This window comes from Wolbachia endosymbiont (group B) of Gerris lacustris (assembly GCF_964028355.1).
In the GTDB taxonomy this organism is placed as follows: Bacteria; Pseudomonadota; Alphaproteobacteria; order Rickettsiales; family Anaplasmataceae; genus Wolbachia.
In genome coordinates this window covers 1614197-1637073 of sequence record NZ_OZ034761.1, presented here as the reverse complement: position 1 = coordinate 1637073, position 22877 = coordinate 1614197, and the positions used below count along the sequence as shown (strand labels likewise).

Annotated in this window: 24 protein-coding genes, 2 tRNA genes and 5 pseudogenes; 16 read left to right on the top strand and 15 right to left on the bottom strand. The window is 34.6% G+C overall.

Translation table 11 applies throughout. The features are described from left to right. Positions 1-1229: pseudogene (locus ABWU62_RS08335) on the bottom strand (hypothetical protein); the annotation flags it as partial. 313 nt (positions 1230-1542) lie between these two features. Here ABWU62_RS08335 and ABWU62_RS08330 point away from each other — a divergent pair. From ABWU62_RS08330 to ABWU62_RS08315, 4 genes are all read left to right on the top strand, one after another. Continuing rightward, the gene (locus ABWU62_RS08330; protein ID WP_353288117.1) at positions 1543-1737 is read left to right on the top strand and encodes a hypothetical protein; all 195 of its coding nucleotides are present in this window, start codon (positions 1543-1545) and stop codon (positions 1735-1737) included. Between the two features lie 451 nt (positions 1738-2188). Next, positions 2189-2596, top strand: a complete 408-nt coding sequence (locus ABWU62_RS08325; RefSeq protein WP_353287292.1) for a reverse transcriptase N-terminal domain-containing protein — start codon at positions 2189-2191, stop codon at positions 2594-2596. A gap of 16 nt (positions 2597-2612) precedes the next feature. After that, complete coding sequence (locus ABWU62_RS08320; RefSeq protein WP_353288203.1) at positions 2613-3161, top strand: reverse transcriptase/maturase family protein; 549 nt, start codon at positions 2613-2615, stop codon at positions 3159-3161. A gap of 32 nt (positions 3162-3193) precedes the next feature. Further along, positions 3194-3652: a group II intron maturase-specific domain-containing protein gene (locus tag ABWU62_RS08315; protein WP_353288116.1), complete on the top strand. Its 459-nt coding sequence runs from the start codon at positions 3194-3196 to the stop codon at positions 3650-3652. Here ABWU62_RS08315 and ABWU62_RS08310 read toward each other — a convergent pair. After that, positions 3647-4439 (bottom strand): IS5 family transposase gene (locus ABWU62_RS08310; protein WP_353287093.1). Its coding sequence is split into 2 segments (ribosomal slippage): positions 3647-4174 and positions 4176-4439, totalling 792 coding nucleotides; the frame shifts between segments, so codons are not numbered across the junction. The two genes, ABWU62_RS08315 and ABWU62_RS08310, sit on opposite strands and share 6 nt — an antisense overlap. A 103-nt stretch (positions 4440-4542) precedes the next feature. Between ABWU62_RS08310 and ABWU62_RS08305 the strand changes: the two genes are divergently transcribed. Then, entirely contained in the window at positions 4543-4896 is a 354-nt protein-coding gene (locus ABWU62_RS08305) for an HNH endonuclease signature motif containing protein (protein ID WP_353288115.1), read from the top strand. Next, the gene (locus ABWU62_RS08300; RefSeq protein ID WP_353288114.1) at positions 4865-5494 is read left to right on the top strand and encodes a lipase family protein; all 630 of its coding nucleotides are present in this window, start codon (positions 4865-4867) and stop codon (positions 5492-5494) included. The genes ABWU62_RS08305 and ABWU62_RS08300 overlap by 32 nt, the downstream gene beginning before the upstream one ends. Here the strand turns inward: ABWU62_RS08300 and ABWU62_RS08295 are convergent. After that, positions 5491-6496, bottom strand: a protein-coding gene (locus ABWU62_RS08295; RefSeq protein WP_353287437.1) for an IS630 family transposase whose coding sequence is annotated in 2 segments (ribosomal slippage) — positions 5491-6033 and positions 6035-6496 — 1005 coding nt in all. Because the reading frame shifts where the segments join, the coding sequence is not laid out codon by codon here. The genes ABWU62_RS08300 and ABWU62_RS08295 overlap by 4 nt on opposite strands. Here ABWU62_RS08295 and ABWU62_RS08290 point away from each other — a divergent pair. After that, entirely contained in the window at positions 6490-7128 is a 639-nt protein-coding gene (locus ABWU62_RS08290; protein ID WP_353288113.1) for a lipase family protein, read from the top strand. The two genes, ABWU62_RS08295 and ABWU62_RS08290, sit on opposite strands and share 7 nt — an antisense overlap. A 42-nt stretch (positions 7129-7170) precedes the next feature. On the opposite strand, the gene ABWU62_RS08285 is transcribed toward ABWU62_RS08290, so the two are convergent. From ABWU62_RS08285 to ABWU62_RS08270, 4 genes are all read right to left on the bottom strand, one after another. After that, positions 7171-7998, bottom strand: coding sequence for a 3'-5' exonuclease (locus ABWU62_RS08285; protein WP_353288112.1), 828 nt, complete (start codon positions 7996-7998; stop codon positions 7171-7173). Then, positions 7991-8875 (bottom strand): GTPase Era, encoded by an 885-nt coding sequence (gene era / locus ABWU62_RS08280; RefSeq protein WP_353288111.1) that lies wholly within the window; start codon positions 8873-8875, stop codon positions 7991-7993. Before era ends, ABWU62_RS08285 begins: the two co-directional genes overlap by 8 nt. 44 nt (positions 8876-8919) lie before the next feature. Beyond that, complete coding sequence (locus ABWU62_RS08275) at positions 8920-9369, bottom strand: hypothetical protein (protein ID WP_353288110.1); 450 nt, start codon at positions 9367-9369, stop codon at positions 8920-8922. A 105-nt stretch (positions 9370-9474) separates the two neighbouring features. Next, positions 9475-9547, bottom strand: a tRNA-Gly gene (locus ABWU62_RS08270). Positions 9548-9688: 141 nt separating this feature from the next. On the opposite strand from ABWU62_RS08270, the gene ABWU62_RS08265 reads away from it, so the two are divergent. The 4 genes from ABWU62_RS08265 to ABWU62_RS08250 all read left to right on the top strand — a co-directional run bounded on the left by ABWU62_RS08265 (position 9689) and on the right by ABWU62_RS08250 (position 11719). Beyond that, positions 9689-10309: a ribonuclease D gene (locus tag ABWU62_RS08265; protein ID WP_353288109.1), complete on the top strand. Its 621-nt coding sequence runs from the start codon at positions 9689-9691 to the stop codon at positions 10307-10309. 79 nt (positions 10310-10388) lie between these two features. Continuing rightward, the gene (gene trxA, locus ABWU62_RS08260; protein WP_353288108.1) at positions 10389-10715 is read left to right on the top strand and encodes a thioredoxin; all 327 of its coding nucleotides are present in this window, start codon (positions 10389-10391) and stop codon (positions 10713-10715) included. Positions 10716-10754: 39 nt separating this feature from the next. Continuing rightward, a tRNA-Ile gene (locus ABWU62_RS08255) sits at positions 10755-10831 on the top strand. 594 nt (positions 10832-11425) lie between these two features. Beyond that, positions 11426-11719: a hypothetical protein gene (locus ABWU62_RS08250; protein WP_353288107.1), complete on the top strand. Its 294-nt coding sequence runs from the start codon at positions 11426-11428 to the stop codon at positions 11717-11719. A 164-nt stretch (positions 11720-11883) separates the two neighbouring features. On the opposite strand, the pseudogene ABWU62_RS08245 reads toward ABWU62_RS08250, so the two are convergent. Next, a pseudogene (locus ABWU62_RS08245) lies at positions 11884-12090 on the bottom strand (transposase); the annotation flags it as partial. Positions 12091-12305: 215 nt separating this feature from the next. Here ABWU62_RS08245 and ABWU62_RS08240 point away from each other — a divergent pair. The 4 genes and pseudogenes from ABWU62_RS08240 to ABWU62_RS08225 all read left to right on the top strand — a co-directional run. Beyond that, positions 12306-13098, top strand: a protein-coding gene (locus ABWU62_RS08240) for an IS5 family transposase (RefSeq protein WP_353287093.1) whose coding sequence is annotated in 2 segments (ribosomal slippage) — positions 12306-12569 and positions 12571-13098 — 792 coding nt in all. Because the reading frame shifts where the segments join, the coding sequence is not laid out codon by codon here. A gap of 7 nt (positions 13099-13105) precedes the next feature. Further along, positions 13106-14045, top strand: a pseudogene (locus tag ABWU62_RS08235) (IS630 family transposase); the annotation flags it as partial. A 15-nt stretch (positions 14046-14060) separates the two neighbouring features. After that, positions 14061-14618: pseudogene (locus ABWU62_RS08230) on the top strand (transposase); the annotation flags it as partial. Between the two features lie 239 nt (positions 14619-14857). After that, positions 14858-15154, top strand: a pseudogene (locus tag ABWU62_RS08225) (transposase); the annotation flags it as partial. 200 nt (positions 15155-15354) lie between these two features. Here ABWU62_RS08225 and ABWU62_RS08220 read toward each other — a convergent pair. The 7 genes from ABWU62_RS08220 to ABWU62_RS08190 form a co-directional block, all read right to left on the bottom strand. Beyond that, positions 15355-16092 carry a cell envelope biogenesis protein OmpA gene (locus ABWU62_RS08220; protein WP_353288106.1) on the bottom strand — a complete coding sequence of 246 codons (738 nt, stop codon included), beginning with the start codon at positions 16090-16092 and terminating at the stop codon, positions 15355-15357. 110 nt (positions 16093-16202) lie between these two features. Further along, entirely contained in the window at positions 16203-16832 is a 630-nt protein-coding gene (locus ABWU62_RS08215) for a hypothetical protein (RefSeq protein WP_353288105.1), read from the bottom strand. Positions 16833-16952: 120 nt separating this feature from the next. Next, positions 16953-19412 carry a leucine--tRNA ligase gene (gene leuS, locus ABWU62_RS08210; protein ID WP_353288104.1) on the bottom strand — a complete coding sequence of 820 codons (2460 nt, stop codon included), beginning with the start codon at positions 19410-19412 and terminating at the stop codon, positions 16953-16955. 4 nt (positions 19413-19416) lie between these two features. Continuing rightward, complete coding sequence (locus tag ABWU62_RS08205) at positions 19417-20007, bottom strand: murein hydrolase activator EnvC family protein (protein WP_353288201.1); 591 nt, start codon at positions 20005-20007, stop codon at positions 19417-19419. Positions 20008-20059: 52 nt separating this feature from the next. Beyond that, positions 20060-20386, bottom strand: a complete 327-nt coding sequence (locus ABWU62_RS08200) for a MerR family transcriptional regulator (RefSeq protein ID WP_012481900.1) — start codon at positions 20384-20386, stop codon at positions 20060-20062. Further along, entirely contained in the window at positions 20383-20682 is a 300-nt protein-coding gene (locus ABWU62_RS08195) for an integration host factor subunit alpha (RefSeq protein WP_353288103.1), read from the bottom strand. Before ABWU62_RS08195 ends, ABWU62_RS08200 begins: the two co-directional genes overlap by 4 nt. A gap of 38 nt (positions 20683-20720) precedes the next feature. After that, on the bottom strand, positions 20721-21917 hold the full coding sequence (locus ABWU62_RS08190; protein ID WP_353288102.1) for an MFS transporter: 1197 nt from the start codon (positions 21915-21917) through the stop codon (positions 20721-20723). Positions 21918-22036: 119 nt separating this feature from the next. Here ABWU62_RS08190 and ABWU62_RS08185 point away from each other — a divergent pair. Further along, positions 22037-22829 (top strand): IS5 family transposase gene (locus ABWU62_RS08185; RefSeq protein WP_353287093.1). Its coding sequence is split into 2 segments (ribosomal slippage): positions 22037-22300 and positions 22302-22829, totalling 792 coding nucleotides; the frame shifts between segments, so codons are not numbered across the junction. Positions 22830-22877: the final 48 nt, after the last annotated feature.

The window sequence follows — 22877 nt, the reverse complement described above, 5'->3', positions numbered from 1 at the left end:
GGCAGTGTAGTCATAACATCTTTATTATATTTTCCTGCCATGCGGAAGGAGAGTTTTTCGCTCTCACTCGAGAAGCTTTCAGTGTAAAGACGTGGTGTTACATAAAATGGAAAGTTTGCAGCACTTCCTTCTAAGTTTACTTTTCTGAACCAGTTGCTATCTGCAGCTCCATCAACAGTTGCAATTCTTGTTGCATCAAGTCTCATCAGAGACTCAGGACCAAACTGATAGCCAAGTTTCAGATCACCATATTGTGAATTTAAGAATACATGCGCACTTCTACCTCTTGCAGCATTCACGCCTTGTGATGCTCCTTTACCTTCAGTAACTGGAACATGAAATTGCACATTGGCGCCATAAACAAGTCCTAAGTCTTCATTTTTATTTTCAGCTCTTAAGTGCAATATTGCATCTGAGATCATACCCATGTTTTCGCTATAGTCACCAATATTCCCTATCCCTTTAGGAAATATTGGATTTGCCCCTTTTATACTATTTTCAGTAATATCAAAATAATCTGTAAATTTTCCCGGCATAATATTATAATGCTTATAGCCACTTAGCCCATAGTTGCCATAACCTTGAGAATCAATAACACCACCGAAAGTTATTCTTAAACCATCCCCTTGATTGGTATTGATAATATCAACCCCACCAACTGAAACAACAGGACTTGCCTTACCTTTTTCCTCTGTATTGCTGTTAACAACTTTTACATCCTTTTTTATATCTTTAGCTTCAATTTTAGCATTCTTAGTTTTAGAACCCTTAATTTTTGACTTTTCTACATTAGAATTTTTAACTTTCAGAGCTTTCGCTTTTGAATCTTCTATAAGTTTTGCTTTTTTCTCTTTTGCTAGTCTAATTTCTTCTTTTTTCTTTTGTTCGGCTGCTAATTTTAGCTCTTCTTTCTTCTTCTTTTGTTCAGCTGCTAATTTCAACTCCTCTTTTTTCTTCTGCTCAGCTGCTAATCTTAATTCTTCTTTTTTCTTAAGCTCTTCAGCTTTTTTTCTTGGATCAGCATTACATATCCTGTCCATTTTTTCTTTTAGTTTTTTATTTGACGTCTTCATCACTTCCATCTTTCCAGAAGTTTTGATTGACTCATTGCTCTCTTGCTTTTTCACTTCCCTCATACTCTCATTAGAAAAGTCAGCAGCAAAACCGCTGAAAGAACATAAAGTTAGTAAAGAAGCCAGAGCAGTTCTAGTGTAAATAGATTTTTTCATGAAGTGCCCCCAAAAAATTTCAAAATCATAACATAAATAGTATAAAAATGTTGAAAATTCAACTTAAAGCAACCTTATAGCGAAAACAAAAGTAAAATGCAATACTTTAAAAGCAACTTTCTTAATACGCTCAACTTGTATATTAACCAAAATTTAGCACGCAGGTTTGCCTGTTAGTATATTATAACTCTATACTTTATCTATGGAAGTAAAATTTACCTAATGAGAATATTAAAATATTAATATAATTGTTGACAATAGTATTGATTATATATATATATTATTATTTGGTTTATGATGAATGAAGGTATTTATGGATTTTAGTTTTTTACGCAATTGGTTTAGCACTACAGGTGCTGGTATAGATTCACAATTAGATAAACCTGAACAGTCAAGCTCCATTTCAGTAAATGACGGCAAATGTGAGATGAAAGGATATGATGATGAATTTGAGATCATTGAAGATTATGAATTTATAAGTCGTGCTGATTCAAATGAGCCAGTGTGACCCGGAAGTCATGAAATTGTGATGGTTAAATTCCATCCGCCATAACATCTGGCTGAAATTGTAGTCCACATTTTAGGAAATTGGCAAACACCTAAGGTGCGAGCATGGGCTAAAAGGGAGTAATGTTAAACCTTATAATAAATTCTCCCAAGAAGAGTCAGGTAAGGTTACGAAAGAAACTTATGTTTGAATTGTCGTTACTGTGAATATGTGAAATAAGGTTGGTACACATAGACCAAAAGGTATGGAGAATAAGGATGATTAGAATTGGTTCGTTTAATCAAGATGTTTCCGATCTCCCGGCAAAAAATAAGAACCTAAATCTGACGCGAAACGGTTTCATGGAACGGAGTAACCACATAGAAGCTCTTATTATACTTTGTAATAAGCAAGTAGCCAACTGCAAGCTTCTATGTTGGAAGGATTGTCTAAAAAGCTAATGCCTAAAGTAATGCTTAGGATACGCAGACGTGGACACTGTAACTTGGAAGGTAAAGTTATGAATAGTAGTGAATATGTTATGAGCCAACAAAAAGTTAGGTATGAATGGAATGAAGTTCCTTGGCGCAAGCTAGAAAAGTCTTCATTTAAGCTACAAAAACGAATTTACCGAGCTTCTAAATGTAATGATATCAAAAAGATGCATGAGCTTCAGAGATTATTACAAAAATCGACAAGTGCTAGGATGATCGCTGTGAGAAAGGTAACTCAGGACAATAGAGGAAAAAGAACTGCAGGTATTGATGGAAAAGCTAACCTTAATCAAAAAGAAAGATTGCAATTGGCAAAATCCTTAGATATAAGGGAGAGAGCAAAGCCATCAAGGCGCATTTGGATTCCAAAAGCTTGGAAAAAGTGAAAAACGTCCATTAGGGATACCAACAATAACAGATCGAGCAAAACAAACACTTGTTAAGATGATGCTAGAACCAGAATGGGAAGCAAAGTTTGAGCCCAACATTTATGGTTTTAGACCTGGTAGATCATGTCATGATGCCATTGAAGCTATATTTCAAGCACTCATCAAGAAAACAGTATTTGTTTTAGATGCTGATATTTCTGGGTGTTTTGATAATATAAATCATCATATACTGTTAGAAAAACTCAATACCACACCAACTTTAAGGAGGATAGTAAAAGGATGGTTGAAAGCAGGTGTGATGGAAAATAGGATATTTCAACCATCTAGAAGCGGTACAATCCAAGGAGGGACAATTTCTCCATTACTGGCATGTATTGCTCTACATGGGTTAGAAAATTATCTGAAAGAAATAATGGCAGAGGAGCTAATTAGCTACAGGAAAACGAAACCTGGCAGAACATGTAGGGAAAATGCGAAAAGATCACTCAGCGTAATCACTTATGCAGACGATTTTGTAGTACTTCATGAAAGTGAGGAAATTGTTTTGAAAGCAAAACTCTGATTGAAGAATGGTTAAAAACTATTGGATTGGAGTTGAACCCTTCAAAAACAAGAATTTCTCATACTCAAAAATTCCTGAAAGGAATAAAACCAGGTTTCAATTTTCTTGGTTTTACAATATGGCAATATCCAACAAAACACAATAAGATGTCATACAAGTCTATCATCAAACCAAGTCGTAACTCTATAGAACAACACTCATTGGTCATTAAAAGTAAGCTAAAGAAAATGCGTGGTGAATCACAAGAAGCAGTAATAAGTCACCTTAATCCAATTATTCGAGGATGGTGTCAATACTACGCTTCGGTGGTATCATCTAAAGCCTTTGGTGCAATGGATAATACAATGTTTAGAAAACTTTGGAAATGGGCAATGTTTAAACACCAAAACAAAGGAAGATGTTGGATCAAAAGAAAATACTTCAAGAAGTATGGTAACGATAAATGGCGATATATGACAAGTAACGGAATGCGTCTTAGAGCCTGTTCATAATCTTTTGAGGAGCAAGGCAGTAAAAGCTAGAACGACCATTTGTAGTCTAGTATTGAGTTTACGCTCGCAATTTTTCCATAACCGTCTACACTTTTCCAGCCAAGCAAAAGAACGCTCTACAACCCACCTTTTTGGCAATACAACAAAGGTATGTAATTCACTTCGTTTTATTACTTCAACGGTTGCACCAATAGTCGTTTTTATTTGAGTTGCAAAATTTTCTCCTGTATAACCTGCATCAACTAGTATATTTTGAACTTCGGAAAGATTTTTTCTTGCGTTACAAATCATCTCTACAGCAGCAGTACGATCTCCGATATTAGCTGTAGTAATATAAATTGCATGTGGCAAACCTTGCGTATCTACTGCAATATGACGCTTTATTCCTGAAATTTTCTTGCCGGCATCATAACCTTTTTCTTCAGCAATATCGGTGTTTTTTACACTTTGAGCATCAATGATGCAGAAGCTTGTTTTTGTATTCCGACCACTGTTGAAACGAACCTCTCCAACTAATTTTTTTTAAGACAATTTCTAGAACACTTTCTCTATCTTCATTCGGTTTTTTACTCCATCTCTTGAAGTAATCGTAACAATTGCGCCATTTTGGAAACTCTTTTGGTAGCATTCGCCACTGACAGCCACTTTTTAGCACATAAAGTACACCGCAAAATAACTCATATAAATCCAGTTTTCTTGGTTTTGTTTTTTTTCTACAGGATTCTAGATCTGGTAATATAATCTCAAATCTTTCCCGACTTATATCACTTGGGTATACACTCCTCATATATCCTAACTTATATACATTATCTCTTAGTTTATTCCTTTCTTGAGATCATGTACAGGTTCTTATTAAACACGGAGATCATGACATTAAACGACATGTCAAAGTGATTGGAGCCAAATCTCCATATGATGGAGACTGGACTTATTGGGGAAAGCGTATGAGTAAAATACTTGATAAATCACCACAAACAATAAAACTTCTGAAGATGCAACAAGGTAAGTGTGATTGTTGTCAACTTTGGTTTAAGAATGGTGATATCTTAGAAATACATCATAAGGACCAAAATAAGCAAAATAATACAATCACAAACTTATCTATGCTACATGGACATTGTCACGATAATTTACACAGAAGTATGCATGAAAAGCACCAAGCTAGAGAGAAGCCGTATGAAGCGAAAGTTTCACGTACGGTTTTGAAGTCGAGTGAGGAGGGGCAACCTTCTTCACTTAGATAACTGTTCTTTACCTTCTGACTATAAAATAGATGAAAGTATTGTAAAAATTGCAGGATTTGATAGAGAGAAATTATTAGAAATGGGTAATTTCTGCAAGATAAGCTATGGCGATGATGATGGTAAATTAAGTAAAAAAAGATGTAACAACCTAGCTCAAAGAGTATACAAAACTGAATTTGAAATTGTAGAAGATTTTGAAATTGTTCCATCTACTGAAAAAATGTATAAAACTAGAGCTGAACTTATCAGTGAAGGTTATGAAATTATTCCATTTGGTAATAGCTTTGAAAAAGATGCTGGTCATGTTTTCATAAAAGGTAAAGAAATAACAATAGCTTACCATGGTACTCGTTTGAGCCATGGTGTAAACGATGGAATCACTGATATAAATGTACTTTTTGCTACTTCGGAATTTTTACCTGAAGGTGGAAGAATTCATCGTGGTTTCTATAATTCATTTATGGATTCATGGCCTAATCTGTATGGCATTTTGAAATCTCATGCTGAAAAACAAGAATCAAAAATCAAAGATTTTAAAATTAATCTCACAGGTCACAGTATGGGAGGAGCTATTGCTAATACCAACTCTCATTATTAATGAACCAAATAAGAAGCATTGCAGAGTTGTTTAGCCGTGGAAGGGGAAAGAGAGGTAATAAATTTACACAAAGCGCTCTCAAGCAGAACAATTGTATCGTAGATTTTATTGCGCAAAATGTTCTGTTTTATATATAACCAAAACCTCTCAACAGGATTGAGGTCAGGTGAGTATGGTGGTAGGTATATAATTTCGATATTTTTAGGTATCTTTAAACTTTTTGACTTATGCCAACTAGCGCAATCCATCACGAGAAAAGCCTTTCGTATTCCTAAATATTGCGACATCTGTTCAAGGAATATATTTATACAAGCAGTGTTGACGTTTGGTGCAAATAAGCTAAAATTCTCTCCATTTCTGGGATTAACTGCACTATAGAGATAAAAATTTTCCCTACCTAATTTTACCTTAACCTGTGTCCTACTGCCTTTTTTAAACCACCCATGTCCAACTTTTGAATGTGTACCAAACCGTGATTCATCGAAGAAAAATAGCTCTTTTTCAGAATGCATGACAATAGTTTCATTGAGGTTTTTTTTTAAACTCCTCTTGCTTATTTTTATCCTGTCCACTATGAACTGGTCTTGGTGTGATATATGAGAATTTCATTCTTTGCATATTACGATGTATTGTGGATTTGCTGATATTCAAACCAAATCTTTCTTGGATTCTTATTCTCATTTCTCTAATAGTAATATTGGGGTTTTCCTCTATCCACACCTCAATTTGTTCAAGTTGACTTTGGTTCAATATAGTTTTTCTACGGCGTTGAGGTGGAGAAAATAATTTTTCTTTTCTTCCAAATTTTATGTGCTTTATCCATGTAGTAATTGCCTTTCTCGAAATGCAACATATTTTTGCTACAGCTGTTATACTGTGCTTTTTTGCTGCAATTACAGCATTTAGTTTTTTTGCAACATACGCATTATTTCTTACTTTCTTCAGCATCTCTTTTGCTGATTCCACCACTTTTTCATCCAATAATTTTGATCTTAATGCCATCTAAACCTCGCTATTTTACTTACTCCAGTATGGCTTTTTTTCCATTATTGTCTATTCGTTGCTTGTATAGCGGGAATTGGTATAAGATAGCTGCTTTATGCCTAAACAAAACAGAAGGAGCTGAAGATGTTCATGTTGCAACTTTTGGTGATCCACGAGTTTTTGATCTTACTGCTAGTGAATTTTATAATGATGTTCTTCAAGAAAAAACCATTAGAGTAACTCAACATAGACAAGACCCAGTACCAGCGGTATCACCTGGTATTTGTGGTTATGCTCATGTAGGTGCACAATTGAGAATATCAGTACCTGAAGGATATTTTGTTCATCAAATAGATGGTTATCATGAAGCCATTAAAATAATGGATGAGAATGACTTCCGGTCAAACAATAATGTTTCTCTCTTTTACTACCCTTCGAGAATATTAAGTCGAATTAACTGTGCAGTTCTAGGTAATGCTCAATATTATGCTGCTAATTTAGGTGATTATATTCTTGGTAGGCAAAATTTTTTCGAGAAAGTAAAAAAGGAATACCAAGATAAAAACTTAGAAAATTTTTCTAAGCTTGAACAAGCAGAAGTTAAGCAGATGGCGTATCAAAATGTCTTTTCTACTAGAAGGAGTTTATAACTACTATATAGAGCGATCATTAGATTGCTCTATAGCATCTGTTCATTTAAATTCAATATAAAAATTTTCACCAGAAGTTATTTTCCATTCTTCTTTAAATTTCTTTAGGTGTTCTTTTTTTTCGCATTCCAAAAGCAGTTCTTCTATGCTCTTATTATAGCTTTCTGTAGTAATCCTTCCTTGATGATGCATGAATCTCAAGTAAATTAAATAAGTATTAATTACATCTGTTTCGCAATAATCGCGAATTTCTTGTATTTTGCCACTATCGTATAAGCCCATAACTTGTGACCCATCGACTCCAATCTTACCAGGAAGATTAAATGCTGCACACACCTCATTCATTTTCACTCTTGCAGAAGCTCCAAAATCAGAGAGAGATTCAAGCAAATCACAATGCCAATCACTACTGTACCTCTGATTGTAACTATTCCACTTATCGCCAGCTTTGTGAAAATATTCTGCTTGAATGCCATGAACCATAGCACGGTACTTCAGTACCGGTATATCAAAAGTGCGTCCATTGAACGAAACTAGTCTTGGCTTTTTCTCTGATATGTAGTTAAAAAATCCTTTCACTAGCTCCTTTTCACTAGAATTTGTTGTGCCTCCTGATCTTATTTCTTGTAGTGTGAATATTTCATAACCGCTCTGGCGTGTTATATTACAAAGTAAAAAACTAATGACTACAACAAAGTGGAAGGGCTGACGCAGAAAAGAGTTTTGCCCGTTTGTTATTTCAAGATGATATTTTGTTAATGCGTCCCTCTTTTCTTCTACACTGCTATCATCACTAATATTTAGTAAATTCTTACAGGAATTTACATCTGGTATAGTTTCAATATCAAATACCAACAAAGAATTAAGCATTACTTATATATTCCTCAGGGCGATCAGTCCAAGGTCGCACTTTTACGAACAAAAAGAGATGAACTTTACACTCAAATAACTTTTCCAATTCTGTACGCGCCTCGATATTAATTTTTTTTATGCTACTGCCGTCTTTTCCTAGCACTATTTTCTTATGATTATCTTTCAATACAAATATGATCTGTTTTATGACTAAACTCTTATCTTTTTTTTCCTCAAATTGTTCAGTTATAACAGCTGTAGAGTATGGCAATTCTTCACGTAGGTTCAAGAATAACTTTTCTCTTGTAATTTCTGCTGATAAAAAATCAGCTGAGGAATCGGTTACTTGATCTTCTTCATAGAACCAAGGGCTTATCGGTGCAATTTCAGATAAGTAATTCATCAAATTAGAAAGTCCATCATTCTTCAGTGCCGATATTGTAAAAATCTTTTCAAACTTATAAAGCAAATTTAGATGCTCATGTGCCATCTTTAATTCTGGCCTTTTTACTAAATCAGTTTTATTGATAACCAAAATGCATCTACCTTTTGTACGCTGCAGATGGGCGAATATAGTTTTTATTCTTTCTATATTTTTGAGGTAATTGCTTACGTCAACAAGCAACAAAGTAATGTCACTATCCTTAACTGCTCCCCATGCAGATTTGACTAAAGCTTTCTCAAGATTTGTTTCTGCTGAAAACACTCCTGGAGAGTCAGTAAAAACAATTTGCGCGTTGTTGCATATTACAACACCCCTTACCTGCGTCCTTGTTGTCTGTACCTTAGGGGTGACAATTGCAATTTTCTTGCCTACGATGCTGTTAATTAGCGTTGACTTTCCAGCATTTGGTAAACCAGCTATCGTTACAAATAAGCATTTTTCTTCTTTCACAAAGGAAATTATAAAGAAAACAAGATGCTAACGTCAATTGATTATTATATAGCTTGCTCTTTCTCTTTTGAAGAAAAACATTTTCCAACTATAGGTGATATAATATACTCATTCACTTTTTTAGCTATTGGTTTAATAATACAAGTTGTTGCAATTATTTCTGCGATTGCCGCTATGGGCGCTATCAACGCACCTGCTAAAGCTGCAGATCCCATTCCAAGCGTTGCACCAGGGAAAACAGCAGCTGCAGCAAGACCAACTCCAGTTGCAAAGCTTGCAGCACATACACAAGCACCAATAAAAAAACTTTTTTTGGAAAAATTTTTATTATAAATCGTTATGCATGTAAATAAGGCTGCCAGAACAGAAGCAACAATTCCACCCATTACTAACGGTGATAAAGCTGTAAAACTGAGTCCTAAACCTGTAAGTGCTCCTATTGATGCTACTATGCCTAAAACTGTTAAACAGAATATAACATCATCTTTTTCCATATAATCTCCTTAAATATAAATTTCTAAAAAACTTTTCTAGTATAGCTAAATTTCTTAGATAGATTAATTAATTTTTTTATGATTAAATGTGATTAAAACTCAAAGAGCGGAAGAAGGGGTTCGAACCCTCGACCTCAACCTTGGCAAGGTTGCGCTCTACCAACTGAGCCACTCCCGCAAGCTACTTTTAGTATAAACGTATATCACAATTTATAAACTCTGTCCATATAAAATTATTGAGAACCCATTTTTTATGATCTTTTCGTATACTTAAAACTCATTTTTGATTATTGTATGTGTCATAAAACATATTAAATTTATGAGAATATTTATATATAAAGACGACCTGCCAGCCAGTGCAATACCGAATGATATAAAATCTATAGCTGTTGATACAGAGGCAATGGGGCTACTTCATGGTAGAGACAGATTATGCCTTGTGCAGCTCTCTTTTGATGATGGCAACGCTCATTTGATTCAATTTAAAAACGATTATACAGCTCCAAATTTGAGAAAAATATTAGAGGATAAAAATATAACCAAAATATTTCACTTTGCGCGGTTTGATGTAAGTATGATACATTATTATTTAAAAACCTGGGCACTGCCTTGCTATTGCACGAAAATAGCCTCACGTTTAGTTCGCACTTATACAGATAGTCATAGCTTAAAAGAGTTGTGCTTAGAACTACTTGATACCAAATTAAATAAGCAACAGCAATCTTCTGATTGGGGAAATGAAAATTTAACAGACAAGCAAAAAAGTTATGCTGCATCTGATGTTTTACATCTCCATAAAATAAAGGAAAAGCTAGATTTAATGTTGGAACGTGAAAACAGAAAAGAGTTGGCCCAAAAGTGCTTTGAATTTCTTCCTACTCGCATTGAGTTAGACTTAATGGGTTGGGGAAATGTAGATATTTTTAACCATCAGATGTGATCACTTCACTTGAATCCAGAAAAATTTAGTTGATCAGCTGCTAATTGATACGCTATATTTATAAAAATTTAGGTATTTTATGAGTGATGATATTAAAGCGGTAAATGATCAAAATTTCAAATCTGAAGTTACTGACTGTCAAGGGTTTGTGCTAGTAGATTTTTGGGCAGAATGGTGCGGGCCATGCAAAACTCTGATGCCACGTATCGAGCAATTGGCTGAGGATAGAAAAGGCAAGATCAAGATCTGCAAGTTCGACATAGATGGCGAAACTGAGGTGCCAAGTAAGTATGGAGTTCAATCTATACCTACTTTAATCATATTTCAAGATGGTAAGGAAATTGCACGCAAAATTGGCGCAATAAATGATTTACACAGTTGGATTGATAGTGAAATAAGCGAGTAGACAAATTTCCTTTTGTGTGTATTATAAGTGTTGATAAAAGGGATTGTAGCTCAGTCGGTTAGAGCAGTTCGCTCATAACGAATTGGTCGTAGGTTCGAGTCCTACCAATCCCACCACTATTAATAAAATGTATCCGTTCAGCACAGTAGCAAGATAAGGTAGACAGGTAAGAAAACTAAATGGGTGTCATTCCAGCGTGTGATCAGATTTTCTTATTGGATCCCAGCTGGGATGACGCCTGATTATGAAAGAAATCTACTGTCAAAAAAAATTACTTCCGCATATTTTCAATCTAATTATAATTGCGGTTAGAGATATTTTTAGAGCTCAAAAATTTATCTTTGTCTGCAGACTTTCAATTAATCTTTCAATAAAAAGCGTACTCTTCAGCTTATATCTGTCGTGTGTGCGCTGCATTTTTTCTAATCTTTTTATACAGGAGGATTTTATGTTCAGAATTCCAGATATTTGACCTTTACCTTAGTTAATAACAGGCGCCTGTGGATTTTTGTAAAGTAAAGTATAGGAAATAACCAAGAACTGTTTCCAGGCATAAATTTGCCATATATACCTAAAAAGTAATTATATTGGCATAATGTTCATATTTGCATGCTAATATTAGAATTGTCTGAATTGGAGAATATTATGCAACAACAAACATCAAACAGAGAGAAAATGGTTAAATTTATACTGAATCAATGTCATCAGAAATGCTATATCAACAAAACAAAACAGACAGACAGACAGACCAAAAATGCCTAGATGGATGCCGTGAGTATCACTATCCTAAAGTTTTGAAATTGTGTAAGTTGAAATGCGGTTCCTACGCACAAGAACAGACAGACCCAGAATTCCTAGATGAATGCCGTAAGGAGTGCATTTCTAAATTTTATCCACAAAAACCAACACTTGGTGAGAAATTAGCAGCTAGTGAAAACAATCTCTATGATGAAAGCACAAAATTACCACTTATGGCAGATACTTTAGATTTAGTGTCTTTTTAATCACAAAAAGAAGACATTAGTTTGCTAATTTCTTCTTTTTTTTATCCGTTCAGCAGAGTAGTAAAATAAGGTAGAAGAGAAAAGATAACTAAATGGGTGTCATGCCAGTGCGTGACACTGGCATCCAGAAAATTTTATAAGCAAACTGATACCAACTCTCATTATTAATGAACCAAATAAGAAGCATTGCAGAGTTGTTTAACCGTGGAAGGGGAAAGAGAGGTAATAAATTTACACAAAGCGCTCTCAAGCAGAACAATTGTATCGTAGATTTTATTGCGCAAAATGTTCTGTTTTATATATAACCAAAACCTCTCAACAGGATTGAGGTCAGGTGAGTATGGTGGTAGGTATATAATTTCGATATTTTTATACCAATTCCCGCTATACAAGCAACGAATAGACAATAATGGAAAAAAAGCCATACTGGAGTAAGTAAAATAGCGAGGTTTAGATGGCATTAAGATCAAAATTATTGGATGAAAAAGTGGTGGAATCAGCAAAAGAGATGCTGAAGAAAGTAAGAACCTGTACATGATCTCAAGAAAGGAATAAACTAAGAGATAATGTATATAAGTTAGGATATATGAGGAGTGTATACCCAAGTGATATAAGTCGGGAAAGATTTGAGATTATATTACCAGATCTAGAATCCTGTAGAAAAAAAACAAAACCAAGAAAACTGGATTTATATGAGTTATTTTGCGGTGTACTTTATGTGCTAAAAAGTGGCTGTCAGTGGCGAATGCTACCAAAAGAGTTTCCAAAATGGCGCAATTGTTACGATTACTTCAAGAGATGGAGTAAAAAACCGAATGAAGATAGAGAAAGTGTTCTAGAAATTGTCTTAAAAAAAATTAGTTGGAGAGGTTCGTTTCAACAGTGGTCGGAATACAAAAACAAGCTTCTGCATCATTGATGCTCAAAGTGTAAAAAACACCGATATTGCTGAAGAAAAAGGTTATGATGCCGGCAAGAAAATTTCAGGAATAAAGCGTCATATTGCAGTAGATACGCAAGGTTTGCCACATGCAATTTATATTACTACAGCTAATATCGGAGATCGTACTGCTGCTGTAGAGATGATTTGTAACGCAAGAAAAAATCTTTCCGAAGTTCAAAATATACTAGTTGATGCAGGTTATACAGGAGAAAATTTTGCAACTCAAATAAAAACGACTATTGGTGCAACCGTTGAAGTAATAAAACGAAGTGAATTACATACCTTTGTTGTATTGCCAAAAAGGTGGGTTGTAGAGCGTTCTTTTGCTTGGCTGGAAAAGTGTAGACGGTTATGGAAAAATTGCGAGCGTAAACTCAATACTAGACTACAAATGGTCGTTCTAGCTTTTACTGCCTTGCTCCTCAAAAGATTATGAACAGGCTCTAAGAAATAATGCGTATGTTGCAAAAAAACTAAATGCTGTAATTGCAGCAAAAAAGCACAGTATAACAGCTGTAGCAAAAATATGTTGCATTTCGAGAAAGGCAATTACTACATGGATAAAGCACATAAAATTTGGAAGAGAAGAAAAATTATTTTCTCCACCTCAATGCCGTAGAAAAACTATATTGAACCAAAGTCAACTTGAACAAATTGAGGTGTGGATAGAGGAAAACCCCAATATTACTATTAGAGAAATGAGAATAAGAATCCAAGAAAGATTTGGTTTGAATATCAGCAAATCCACAATACATCGTAATATGCAAAGAATGAAATTCTCATATATCACACCAAGACCAGTTCATAGTGGACAGGATAAAAATAAGCAAGAGGAGTTTAAAAAAAAACCTCAATGAAACTATTGTCATGCATTCTGAAAAAGAGCTATTTTTCTTCGATGAATCACGGTTTGGTACACATTCAAAAGTTGGACATGGGTGGTTTAAAAAAGGCAGTAGGACACAGGTTAAGGTAAAATTAGGTAGGGAAAATTTTTATCTCTATAGTGCAGTTAATCCCAGAAATGGAGAGAATTTTAGCTTATTTGCACCAAACGTCAACACTGCTTGTATAAATATATTCCTTGAACAGATGTCGCAATATTTAGGAATACGAAAGGCTTTTCTCGTGATGGATTGCGCTAGTTGGCATAAGTCAAAAAGTTTAAAGATACCTAAAAATATCGAAATTATATACCTACCACCATACTCACCTGACCTCAATCCTGTTGAGAGGTTTTGGTTATATATAAAACAGAACATTTTGCGCAATAAAATCTACGATACAATTGTTCTGCTTGAGAGCGCTTTGTGTAAATTTATTACCTCTCTTTCCCCTTCCACGGTTAAACAACTCTGCAATGCTTCTTATTTGGTTCATTAATAATGAGAGTTGGTATTAGTTGCACTCTGTCAACGTCGTGATGACATTACACAAATGAGAACTCAAGAGAAATGTAGGCTTGCAGCACCTGAAAACGACTATATAAAGGAAAGTTGCCAAAAAACAATAGACTTTTTTACCAGTCAGATAAATGAGTTCAACGATGCCATACAAAGAATTATTGATAAAAATCCAGAGTTACAAAAGCGTCAAAAGATCTTGAGAACAGTGCCAGGAATAGGTCTCAAGTTATCACAAGTTTTTGTGTGTCTAATGCCAGAACTTGGCCACCTAAACAAAAAAGAAGTTGCAAGTCTTGCTGGAGTTGCTCCACATCCAAAAGAAAGCGGTAAAACTATTGGTTACCGAAGGATAACAGGTGGTAGAAGCAATGTTCGTGCAAAGCTTTTCACAGCTGCTATGGCTGCTGCAAGATCTAAATCTGCACTTGGTGCTTTTTATTCTGATCTTATTGGTAGAGGTAAAAAGAAGATGGTAGCTATAACAGCTCTAATGCGAAAAATCATAGTAATTGCCAATGCAAGACTTAAAGAAGCAATTAATATGAAATAAAAAAATCTGTATAGAAAATAGGTTAACGAATATGTGCGTCTACACACATTTAAAGCACATATTCGTTAACCATAAAATCTAAGCAGTGCTTGCTGTTTGATATAAATTTCTTTCTGTATAAACTAGGGTTTTTGTTGCCAAAATACATTTTTCAATTGAATAAAAATACAAAATTATCAACAAATGAGACTAAATTCAAAAAATTTTAAAAAACATAGTTGATGGTTGAAAGTGCGCAAGAAAATCTCTCTGAGGTCAAAAATGTACTTGTTGATGCAGGTTACACGGGAGAAAAATTTGCAACTCAAATAAAAGATATTATCGGTGCAACTGTTGAGGTTATAAAGCGCAGTGAGTTACATTCTTTTGTTGTGCTGCCAAAGAGATGGGTTGTCGAACGCTCTTTCGCCTGGTTGGAGAAGTGTAGACGACTTTGGAAAAATTGCGAGCGTAAACTTAATACTAGCCTACAGATGATTGTTCTCTCCTTTTACGAAGATTTTAAACAGGTTCTTAAACTTGACATTGGGATTTAGTTTTAAGAATAAATCTGAGATAAACCGTTCTCAAGAGATGCTCTTAAAATGCTACTTGATTAACAAATTTACTGATATTGGTATGCCTATTTTTAAATTTGTCTCGTAAATCTCTTCTTCCACTACTTCTTATACATCGCTATACAACAAAGCCCGTATGGTTAAATAAACTGTGTATAAGCATTCAAAGTGTTCATAGCTTAAAAATTATAACGTATACCTACTTCTATGATTGCATCTGGTTTTTTCATCGGTGGTTTAAAGCCACTTAATTGACCACTTGCAGCAATAGCAACTGTGCCAACTATCTGCGGAATAATTTCACAATCAACACCTAACTTTACTTTATAGGAAATAGCACCCAGTATTTTATCTAGTGTTTCATTTTGACCTGTGGCTGCAGCTACAGTTGCAGATGAATTTGTAGTGTTAACTGCATTTGTATCCTCACCAAGACCAAAAGATGGCAATATTCGAATATATCCACCCAGACCTATACTAGCATATAATTTAATGGGATCAATTTCAAGATCAGGGTAGTAAAGGTAATTTGCCAATAAACTAGCTCCTACTTTCCTTTTGTCTTTATCAGTTATATCACTTATGTCAGCAAGAACCTCAAGTTCAAACTTAGAATTTTTGTTATGATGATAACCAAAGACAACGTTAGGGTTCAATTTAAAGCTTTCACCCCATCGAGTCCCAAAGTTTAAACCTACATAACCTACATAGTAATGATCTTCGTACTGGTCTTCATATCGATCTTCGTATTGATCTTCACAATGATCTTTGTGTTGATCTTCATACTGATCTTTGTACTGGTCTTCATACCGATCTTTGTACTGATCTTCTAACTCACTTGTACCATTACTAGCTGTACTTGCTAAAGCAACCAACACAGCGAACACTTTCATCGTTCTCATATAATTCATACACATTACTTCCTTAAAACAGACTGGAATAAGTGTTCAAACATGCTAGCAGCAAGTTTTGAGCATTGCTTGTGGTTACACCTAAACATTAAAAATGTACGCAATGTTATCCAGCATTAAAAATTATAGCGTACTCCTACTTCCAGCATCGCATCTGGTATTTGTTTTGCTTTTAAACCACTCAGTTGCCCGCCTACGGTTAAAGCAGCTGTACCAACTATCTGTGGAGCAACTTCATAATCAACACCAACCTTCAGTTTGTAGGAAATAGCACCCAGTATTTTATCTAGTGTTTCACTTTGAGTATCAGTTGAACTTATAACTTCAGTTTGTTGTGTATTTTCATCAACTTTAGGTGGTGTATTTCCAGCTGTACCAGAGCCAAAAGGTATTACTTGGAGATATCCACCTAAACCTCCACTGACATATAGTTTCACAGGATCAATGTCAACGTCAGGATAATAACGGTAATTTGCTAATAAACTAGCTCCCATTTTCTTGTCTTTTGCACCAAACATATCACTTACGTCGGTGAGAATCTCAAGTTCAAACTTAGAGCTTTTATCATAATTATAACCAAAAACTAAGCCAGGTTTTATTTTTAATCCAGTACCCCATCCACCACCAAAGTTTAAACCTGCGTAGTACTGCTCTTTTGCACTATTACTAGCTGCTTTATTACTAGCTGCACCTGCTAGAGATGAAGTGAGCAACACAGCTAAAACACACAATCCTTTTATTTTCATATAACTACCCATACAAAAAAATATATAATGCACAAGTATATATCCTTTATATTAAAAAAGATATAACTTCATATTAAAAAAAGTATACCTACGAAATTAGGGACATGCTACTCAAAATTTTTATATAACTATGTTTACTACCTTATTTGGTACAGCATATATAGTGCGAATTTTGCTTTGATCGATTTTGTTAGATACAGAATCTGTTGCTATTTTCTTCAATTTTTCTTGAGGTAAATCAGTTGCCACTTCAATGGTCGCACGTAACTTTCCATTGATCTGCACTGCTACAGTCACCATATTATCAATTAGTAGTGATTCATCAGCTTTTGGCCAAGGTTGCATATATAGCATGCCTTCGCCTCCTATTTTTTGCCATAAATTTTCAGCCAGGTGTGGCATGAATGGCTCAATTACTCTGATTAGTATGCATATACCTTCATCAATAAGAGATTTTCCAGTTTTTACGTCTATTTCAGCTATTAAATTTGTTATTTCACGAAACTTTGCTACCACACAGTTTAATCTGCAGTTTTCCAAGTCATCTGTAAGTCCTTGCAATAGTTTATGGATTTTTTTTCTGTACTCTAGGAGTTTACCTACAATGTTTTCATTATCATAGTGTATGTTTACGGGCCTAAGTTGCACTACCATACGCCACAATTTATTTATGTAGCGAAAACAACCTTCCACTCCATCATCAGACCATTCCATATCTTTTTCTGGGGGGGTATCGGATAATACAAACAAACGAGCAGTATCAGCACCGTATTTTTCTATGATAAAGTTTGGGTCAACTGTATTTTTCTTTGACTTACTCATCTTTTCGACTTTTCCAACTTGGATCTTAGCACCCTTCGCAATCAACTCTTTTGCTTCTTCGGGAAAGAGCCATTTGCCATTCTCATCTTTATAAGTTATATGGCAGACCATTCCTTGAGTGATTAAAGTAGAGAAAGGCTCTTTAACGTCAAAATAGCCACATTTAGTTAAAGCACGGCAGAAAAACCTTGAGTAAAGTAAATGTAGAATTGCATGTTCTATTCCACCTATGTAATAATCAACAGGCATAAAACGATTACAAGTATCTTTATTAATCGATTTATTTTCACTGCAAAATGCAGCAAAATACCAAGAAGATTCAAAAAAAGTGTCAAATGTATCAGTTTCACGTTCTGCTTGCTTTCCGCACTTTGGACAATCAACAAATTTCCAGGTTGGGTGCTTATCCAGCGGATTACCACCACTTGTAAATTCTACATCCGTTGGTAGAACAACAGGGAGGTCTTTTTCTGGAACTGGAACAATTCCACAATCTTTACAATGTATAATAGGTATAGGACATCCCCAATAACGTTGCCTTGAAATTCCCCAATCGTGTAGACGATAGTTTATTGTTTTCTTACCTATTCCTTTTTCTTCAAGTTTTTTTATGATTACCTTTTTTGCCTCATTAATCACTAGTCCGTTTAAGAATTCAGAATTGAACATCACTCCATCACGGAAGTACGGTTCTTTTAAGATCTCTGTGCTCTCTTCACAAACTACAGGAATAATCGGTAAACCATACTTCTGTGCAAATTCAAAATCACGCTGATCATGTGCAGGGCAACCAAAAATCGCACCTTCTCCATATTCCATCAACACAAAATTCGCTATATAAATTGGTAATTCCTTGTCGAGAAATGGGTGACTGACGTTCAGTCCAGTGTAAATTCCAATTTTTTCATCATTCTCCCCCTTTGCCTTCATATTACCAATAAAGTCTCTTATTTCTTTGTCCTTAAGGTCTTTTACAATAGGGTGCTCTGCTCCTACTGCAAGAAAAGAAGCTCCAAATAAAGTATGAGGAGAAGTTGTAAAAATCTTTAATTTCTTGTTCAGGCCAACTATTTCAAAATCTATAGTTGCCCCTTCAGATTTTCCTATCCAGCGCTCTTGCATAGTTTTGACTTTTTCTGGCCAATTTTTTAAACTTTGCAGACAATGAAGCAAATCTTCAGCAAAATCAGTAATCTTTAAAAACCATTGGAATAACTTACGTTTTTCAACAACTGCACCTGATCGCCATCCTTTTCCATCAACCACTTGCTCATTTGCAAGCACTGTTTGGTCCACTGGATCCCAATTAACCCACGACTCTTTTCGATAGGCAAGACCATGCTTTAAAAAATCCAGAAAAAATTTCTGTTCGTGTTTGTAATAATCAGGCTCACATGTGGAAAGCTCGTGATTCCAATTGTAGGAAAGACCTATAGATTTTAGCTGTGCACGCATATTGTCTATATTCTCTTTTGTCCACGCCGCAGGGTTAATCTTGTTATCTCTTGCTGCATTTTCAGCTGGTAATCCAAACGCATCCCAGCCAATTGGGTGCAAAACCTCAAATCCACGAGCTCTCTTGTAACGTGCTATAACATCTCCTATTGCATAGTTACGCAGGTGCCCCATATGAATCTTACCAGATGGATATGGAAACATTTCCAACACGTAACATTTCTTCTTTTTACTATCTTTGCTTACAGAAAAATCCCACTTATTTTGGTAGAATTTTTCAACGTTTTTAAAATCATATTTCATAAATTCAATCACAGTTTATATGTACTAAAGGATCGACTGCTTGACCATTATGCCTTATTGTGAAACACATCTGCGGATCTTTATCTTGTGTGCTTGATTTACCTGCAGATCCAATTACTTGACCTTGTTTTACTTTATCACCAATTTCAACTTGTATGTTTTTTAAATAGGAGTACATAGTCATGTAATTATCTTTATGTTCCACTATAATTAAATTTCCGTACCACCTCAGGCCTTTGCCTACGTATATTACTTTGCCAGGTGCAGAAGCAATAACCTTTGTTCCACTTTGAGCAGTAATTTTTATGCCATCTTGACATATTTTATCAGAAGAGGTAACTGCACCTTTAACCGGTATTACAAATTTACACATGCTTTGTGCATTATTGTTATATACCTTATCTACAAAGGCTTTTCTACTTTCTTTTCGCAGCGAAGAATCAACATTTTCTTTAATCAAATGATACTCCCTTGTGTACTCTAGGTCTCTTTTCCCATAAAATTCTTCGCCTTTAAGTAGTACAGGTACAGGTTTTTGCAGGCCACAGCTTATCAGTATTGCTGATAATATAAAGAACAAGGCTATACGACACATACACTTATCTCTAGATATATCAACTTTCACAAAACTTTATAGTGTTTTTCGTCTATTTATTACTTTCTTCATTTATTTTATCAGTCAAATAGTCTCTTAAATCGGTAAGTTCTTTCAGCAAATTTCTTGAATAATGATCAATTCTTACATCGTTACCAAATTCCTTTTGTACTCCTTTTATTGTATATCCTTTGTCATATAGCATATATTTTATTTTCTTTATTGCCTCTATACACTTATGATCATATAGTCTTCTTCCCTTCCGTTTTATGGGTTTAATTTGATGGAATTGACTTTCCCAGAATCTTAAAACATGCTGCTCCAAGTGTAGTTCTTCAGCTACTTCTCCAATTGTGTAAAATAATTTTTCCTTATTCATCGGTTGTTTATTAATTTCTTCATCATTTTTGAAGGTCTAAAAGAAATTGATTTTCTCGCTTGAATTACTACCCTTTCCAATGTCTTTGGTATATTTCCTGGTCTTTCTTTCTTATTTTTAACCAAAAATGTTCCAAATGAAGATATTTTTACTATTCTATCCTTTGCTAAGCTCGTTTTTATCTCATCCAATATATCATCTATTATTGCAATAGAGTCTTCTTTCGATAATCCAATTTCCTGGTTTATACATTCAGCTATTGTTGCCTTAGTTACTGTTGTGTCTTTTGTTGTCATAATTTATTATAGTATGTTAATATAATATAACAGTCGACTCAAGATTCAGCTACTTTATTTTTATAGTATGTTTCTTTTGTAGCATAATTAAAAATACTAGCAAATGTTAACATTGCAAATATTGTGAAAAGCGCCATTTGATGATCTGAAAAAAGTGCTAAAATTAACACTAAAATTCCACTCATAACAAACATAAATCCATTGATAATGGATGATGATGTGCTAATATACTTCTGCTCAATAATCTCACTGCCAACAGTAAAATTAAGCATATGTCCGCCTGCAAAAAAAACAAACATTAACATACAAAAGTATATAATATGAACTGTTAAATTGCCGTATAGTAAAATAATAACTGAAATACCTTGCAATATGGCAAAAGCAGAGATTACGTGCCTTCTATTTTTAAATAGATTTGAGATTAAATCTGCAATTGGAGCACCAACTGCAAGACCAAGCCACAATATTGCAGTTGCCACACCTAACTCCATTGTATTTAGTTCTAAGTTGCTTAGTAACCTTGGTGCCCACAGCATATTAAGCGCTAAAAATGTTCCAAAAGTAATAGCACCTACTACTGAAGTTATCCAGATATCTCTTAATTTTAGCACCGTTAGTATAGAACATATTACTGTTTTTATAGAGCTTTTTATTGTGCATTTTTCCAAACTTTTTTTTGAAAGTCCTTTCAGATAAAAAAACATAAGTACAAATATCGATACGCCAAATAATATTACGTATACAATCAAATTCTTCCAATCCATACCTTCAGCAAGGAAGCCAGAGAACAACATTTGAATCATCAAAGCTGAAAGACTTGAAATTGTCTGCACTAGTGAGAACATCAGTCCAAATTGGGTAATGGGAAAATATGTGCTACTTATATGAGCAGCTCCAACAAAACCAAATGATGCTCCAATTGCAATCAATAATTGAGATAAAATTAGATGGACAAAACTGTCACTACTAATAAGGATAAAAAACCCAAAGATCATAATCGATAATGAGAGAAAATAAATTTTTTTGCTGGAAAAAACATTAAACATTGCCCCACTAAAAAATTGTGAGATAGCAAAAGTCCAAGTATATGCTGAATTAGCCAGTGCAACTTGCGCAATCGTGATCCCAAGTTCTTTTTCAAGATCCACACTTATAAAGGTGTAGATTATTTGCATATTGCTGAATATAACAATTAAGTTGCTGATCAGCCAAATGAACCAAGCTCTACTTTCCATAAGATTTTATAAGTAATCCATTAATAACAAGACTCTTTTAGGCTCTGATTAATGTTAGAACCTGTACATGATCTCAAGAAAGGAATAAACTAAGAGATAATGTATATAAGTTAGGATATATGAGGAGTGTATACCCAAGTGATATAAGTCGGGAAAGATTTGAGATTATATTACCAGATCTAGAATCCTGTAGAAAAAAAACAAAACCAAGAAAACTGGATTTATATGAGTTATTTTGCGGTGTACTTTATGTGCTAAAAAGTGGCTGTCAGTGGCGAATGCTACCAAAAGAGTTTCCAAAATGGCGCAATTGTTACGATTACTTCAAGAGATGGAGTAAAAAACCGAATGAAGATAGAGAAAGTGTTCTAGAAATTGTCTTAAAAAAAATTAGTTGGAGAGGTTCGTTTCAACAGTGGTCGGAATACAAAAACAAGCTTCTGCATCATTGATGCTCAAAGTGTAAAAAACACCGATATTGCTGAAGAAAAAGGTTATGATGCCGGCAAGAAAATTTCAGGAATAAAGCGTCATATTGCAGTAGATACGCAAGGTTTGCCACATGCAATTTATATTACTACAGCTAATATCGGAGATCGTACTGCTGCTGTAGAGATGATTTGTAACGCAAGAAAAAATCTTTCCGAAGTTCAAAATATACTAGTTGATGCAGGTTATACAGGAGAAAATTTTGCAACTCAAATAAAAACGACTATTGGTGCAACCGTTGAAGTAATAAAACGAAGTGAATTACATACCTTTGTTGTATTGCCAAAAAGGTGGGTTGTAGAGCGTTCTTTTGCTTGGCTGGAAAAGTGTAGACGGTTATGGAAAAATTGCGAGCGTAAACTCAATACTAGACTACAAATGGTCGTTCTAGCTTTTACTGCCTTGCTCCTCAAAAGATTATGAACAGGCTCTTAAAACAGTTGCAATTATAGATTATATAAAAGCTATGAA

Coding starts and splice junctions, on each gene's coding strand:
- ABWU62_RS08195 (WP_353288103.1), bottom strand. CDS start 20,682: ATGACAACAAAAGACACAACAGTAACTAAGGCAACAATAGCTGAATGT.
- ABWU62_RS08220 (WP_353288106.1), bottom strand. CDS start 16,092: ATGTGTATGAATTATATGAGAACGATGAAAGTGTTCGCTGTGTTGGTT.
- ABWU62_RS08330 (WP_353288117.1), top strand. CDS start 1,543: ATGGATTTTAGTTTTTTACGCAATTGGTTTAGCACTACAGGTGCTGGT.
- ABWU62_RS08190 (WP_353288102.1), bottom strand. CDS start 21,917: ATGGAAAGTAGAGCTTGGTTCATTTGGCTGATCAGCAACTTAATTGTT.
- ABWU62_RS08290 (WP_353288113.1), top strand. CDS start 6,490: ATGCCATCTAAACCTCGCTATTTTACTTACTCCAGTATGGCTTTTTTT.
- ABWU62_RS08250 (WP_353288107.1), top strand. CDS start 11,426: ATGCTATATCAACAAAACAAAACAGACAGACAGACAGACCAAAAATGC.
- ABWU62_RS08275 (WP_353288110.1), bottom strand. CDS start 9,369: ATGGAAAAAGATGATGTTATATTCTGTTTAACAGTTTTAGGCATAGTA.
- ABWU62_RS08325 (WP_353287292.1), top strand. CDS start 2,189: ATGCTTAGGATACGCAGACGTGGACACTGTAACTTGGAAGGTAAAGTT.
- ABWU62_RS08285 (WP_353288112.1), bottom strand. CDS start 7,998: ATGCTTAATTCTTTGTTGGTATTTGATATTGAAACTATACCAGATGTA.
- ABWU62_RS08200 (WP_012481900.1), bottom strand. CDS start 20,386: ATGAATAAGGAAAAATTATTTTACACAATTGGAGAAGTAGCTGAAGAA.
- ABWU62_RS08215 (WP_353288105.1), bottom strand. CDS start 16,832: ATGAAAATAAAAGGATTGTGTGTTTTAGCTGTGTTGCTCACTTCATCT.
- ABWU62_RS08265 (WP_353288109.1), top strand. CDS start 9,689: ATGAGAATATTTATATATAAAGACGACCTGCCAGCCAGTGCAATACCG.
- ABWU62_RS08205 (WP_353288201.1), bottom strand. CDS start 20,007: ATGTGTCGTATAGCCTTGTTCTTTATATTATCAGCAATACTGATAAGC.
- trxA (WP_353288108.1), top strand. CDS start 10,389: ATGAGTGATGATATTAAAGCGGTAAATGATCAAAATTTCAAATCTGAA.
- leuS (WP_353288104.1), bottom strand. CDS start 19,412: ATGAAATATGATTTTAAAAACGTTGAAAAATTCTACCAAAATAAGTGG.